We start from the raw sequence: 3,289 nt of genomic DNA, 5'->3' as shown, positions 1-3,289 counted from the left end.
GGGTCTAAACATGAGTACTCCGATAGTTTCGATGAAGTTGAAATGGTCTTGAATCGACCAGTTTTCAGGTAAGGAAACCGGCTTTCGGAGGACGCTCAAGAAGAAAGCTATGGTGAGGCAGCTTGGAGGGCGACGGCACCAGATCCCATGTTTGGGGTATGGGCGCTAGCGCAACCGCTACTTCCGGAGGAAGATTTTGTATTTCATGTGAGTGATCAACTGCATTATGGCCGTGCAGATGGCCGGCCTGTTTTTCTTCTTCTAGGCCGAAGTCGTGGCTATGCCCATGATCAGAAATCTCTGAAGACAGCTCGGCATGACGCAGTTTTTCCGCATAAGCCAGTGCAAGCGGATCATGCGACGCTGAATGTGCCATCGGCAGAGTCGCCAAAATGCTCAGAATCATTGCAATCGCAGTGATAAAGCGAATTGCTGATCGGCCGAACCAGTTTTGCATGAAATTTATCGTATCTGCCTGATTTGCGAGCTTGGTCCGCGTTCATGGAACGGGAACCACCAATAAATACAACATATCTAGCGGATCGAATTGTAGCAGGCGTTGCACGTCTGGCCATGACAGACTCCGGACATAGCATTTTCAGTTAGTCGGACGCTCTTCCCGGTAGGTGTTTATGTTGTCAATAACGTCCGGCAGACTATCGACCTCTTGTCAGCATCCCCCCGGGGGGGATATTATCCTCATATGACAATGCCGCATAAGCACTCAACCCATCCCGATCTTATCAAGCGATTAAAACGTGCAGAGGGCCACCTTCGGCACGTCATCGGCATGATTGAAGACGAGCAACCCTGCCTCGATATCGCTCGCCAGCTTACAGCGGTGGAAAGCGCGGTGACGGCGGCGAAACGTGTTCTGATTCATGACCACATCGACCATTGCCTGGATCATGACACGGCTTCTGTCTTAGCCGAAATGAAAGCACTTTCAAAACTCCTTTGAAGGGATTTCATGCTTGCCATCCTGAAAAACCGCATTTATCGTCATTTGTTTGCCGCACAGGTGATCGCACTGATTGGTACAGGACTGATGACAGTGGCGCTTGGCCTCCTTGCCTATGAGTTGGCAGGGGCGGATGCGGGGGCAGTTCTTGGCACCGCGCTTGCAATCAAGATGCTCGCCTATGTTGGAATTGCTCCGGTTGCGCAGGCTTTTGCCGATCGGTTGCCGAGGCGCTCGCTACTTGTTGCTCTCGATTTGGTTCGAGCCGCCGTAGCGCTCAGCCTGCCCTTCGTGACCGAAATTTGGCAAATCTATTTGCTGATTTTCGTTTTGCAGGCGGCATCGGCTGGGTTTACACCGACTTTTCAGGCGACCATCCCGGATATCCTGCCCGACGAAGAGGAATATACGAAAGCATTGTCCTTATCACGGCTGGCTTACGATCTGGAAAATCTGATTTCTCCGATGTTGGCGGCAGCGCTGCTGACTGTCATAAGCTTCCATAGCTTGTTTGCCGGAACGGTTGTCGGTTTTCTTATTTCAGCCGCACTTGTGGTCAGTGTCACGCTTCCGACGACCACTCCTGGTCCACAAAGAGGAATTTGGGACCGCACGACGCGGGGCATTCGTATTTATCTCGCCACACCGCGCCTGCGGGGGCTGCTGGCGATCAGCCTCGCGGTTTCAGCAGCGGGTGCCATGGTGATTGTGAACACAGTGGTTATCGTGAAGGCTCGCTTTGGGCTTGGAGATACTGAAGTTGCTTGGGCGTTAACGGCCTTTGGCGGTGGATCTATGATTGCCGCACTGACTCTGCCCGGTCTGCTTAACAAGGTTTCTGACAGACTGGTCATGGTTACGGGGGCGACTGTTCTGGTTCTCGGTACCGCCATTGGTGCACTGATTCCGACTTATGCGATATTGTTGCCGCTCTGGCTGGTGATAGGCTTTGGCTATAGCGTGGCACAGACGCCTTCTGGACGGCTTTTACGTCGTTCCTCCCATGCTGAGGATCGGCCAGCAGTTTTTGCCGCGCAATTTGCGCTCTCTCACGCTTGTTGGCTGATCTGTTATCCATTGGCAGGGCGCTTTGGCGCTTCTTTCGGGCTGCAATCAACATTCATCACCATGTCGCTAATCGGTTTAGCCGGAGTCGCGTTGGCGTTGAGGCTATGGCCAGCCAGTGATTCAACCGACATCGCACACGAGCACCCCGATTTGCCGCCCGATCATCCCCACTTGCTGGAGTACGCCGCGCAGCGCGAGCACCGCCATCTTCTTATCATGGATGATCTGCACCGGAGTTGGCCGCGCGAATAAGCACTTTGATTGGAGCGCGTGGACTCTTAATTTGGCTCCTCGCTCCTCATGCATTTGAACTATTCGGGATGGAGCGGCACGAAACAGCTTCGCCGACGTGTTTCCGGTCTTGGCCGGACAGCGACCATCCCGGCTGCTGTCCTGGATGATTGTAAGTAAATATCACACTTCTGTCTGCTCTGCCATTTCCAGCGCGTCATCGACTTCGATACCAAGGTATCGCACCGTGCTTTCGAGCTTGGTATGACCAAGTAGCAATTGAACCGCCCTGAGATTTTTTGTACGTCGGTAAATTAATGACGCCTTTGTCCTTCGCATTGTGTGCGTGCCGTATGCGGTCGGATCTAAACCGATGGCGGTCACCCAAGCATCTACAATCCGAGCATATTGCCTAGTCGACAAGTGCAAAGATGCGTGAATCCTGCTTGAGAAAATGAAATCATCAGCGCGCAACTGTTTATAGCGTATCCACGTCACCAACGATTCGCGTGTTTGCTCAGTAATTTCAAATTGCACAGGACGTTGGGTTTTCTGCTGCATAACAATCGCACGAGTTGCTATGTGTTCTCCGTGTCCGATATCTCGGACTCGTAGTTTCACCAAATCGCACGCTCGTAGCTTGCTGTCAATCGCGAGATTGAAAAGAGCAAGATTACGGATATCATTTGACAGTTGTAGTCGGACACGGATAGCCCAGATGTCCTTGAGCTTTAATGGTGCTTTTTGCCCAACGAGTTTGCCCTTGTTCCAAGGCTCGTGCGTCAAGGCGGTGTGAGTATTCGGTTTCATGACAAACTCCTTTTTTAGGGAAAGGAGTTTTAGTTTGCTGATACTCACGAAAACCCGATAGGTTGTCGAATGAAAATATGATCAGACGCTATTCGACCCATAGCAGTCATTAGCTAGTGATAGAGGGCAAAGTTTTATGCTTTATCCTTTCTTTACTGGGCGGCGGATCAACACAACAACCAGCGTCACGACCGTCAGCGGTACGACGAAGCTGAGCAT

The 3,289-nt window shown here is 51.8% G+C and carries 4 protein-coding genes; 2 read left to right on the top strand and 2 right to left on the bottom strand.

Annotation, left to right across the window (positions count from 1 at the left end; translation table 11 throughout):
* Positions 1-64 precede the first annotated feature (64 nt).
* Positions 65-457, bottom strand: coding sequence for a hypothetical protein (locus CR159_RS21230; protein WP_143705504.1), 393 nt, complete (start codon positions 455-457; stop codon positions 65-67).
* A 246-nt stretch (positions 458-703) separates the two neighbouring features.
* Between CR159_RS21230 and CR159_RS21225 the strand changes: the two genes are divergently transcribed.
* Both CR159_RS21225 and CR159_RS21220 read left to right on the top strand, forming a co-directional pair.
* Complete coding sequence (locus CR159_RS21225) at positions 704-961, top strand: metal-sensing transcriptional repressor (RefSeq protein WP_102075928.1); 258 nt, start codon at positions 704-706, stop codon at positions 959-961.
* 9 nt (positions 962-970) lie between these two features.
* A complete protein-coding gene (locus tag CR159_RS21220) occupies positions 971-2,281 on the top strand; it encodes an MFS transporter (RefSeq protein WP_102075927.1) in 1,311 nt (436 codons plus the stop codon).
* Positions 2,282-2,443: 162 nt separating this feature from the next.
* Here the strand turns inward: CR159_RS21220 and CR159_RS21215 are convergent, their stop codons facing one another.
* A complete protein-coding gene (locus CR159_RS21215; RefSeq protein ID WP_102075926.1) occupies positions 2,444-3,070 on the bottom strand; it encodes a tyrosine-type recombinase/integrase in 627 nt (208 codons plus the stop codon).
* Between the last annotated feature and the right edge of the window lie 219 nt (positions 3,071-3,289).

Source organism: Pollutimonas subterranea (assembly GCF_002849655.1).
GTDB lineage: Bacteria > Pseudomonadota > Gammaproteobacteria > Burkholderiales > Burkholderiaceae_B > Pollutimonas > Pollutimonas subterranea.
The sequence above is the reverse complement of the archived record's forward strand: the minus strand, read 5'-3'. Positions and strand labels throughout refer to the sequence as shown.

What these genes read in the sequence shown, in the direction of transcription:
- CR159_RS21230 (WP_143705504.1), bottom strand. Translation starts at nt 457, where the DNA reads ATGCAAAACTGGTTCGGCCGATCAGCAATTCGCTTTATCACTGCGATT.
- CR159_RS21225 (WP_102075928.1), top strand. Translation starts at nt 704, where the DNA reads ATGACAATGCCGCATAAGCACTCAACCCATCCCGATCTTATCAAGCGA.
- CR159_RS21220 (WP_102075927.1), top strand. Translation starts at nt 971, where the DNA reads ATGCTTGCCATCCTGAAAAACCGCATTTATCGTCATTTGTTTGCCGCA.
- CR159_RS21215 (WP_102075926.1), bottom strand. Translation starts at nt 3,070, where the DNA reads ATGAAACCGAATACTCACACCGCCTTGACGCACGAGCCTTGGAACAAG.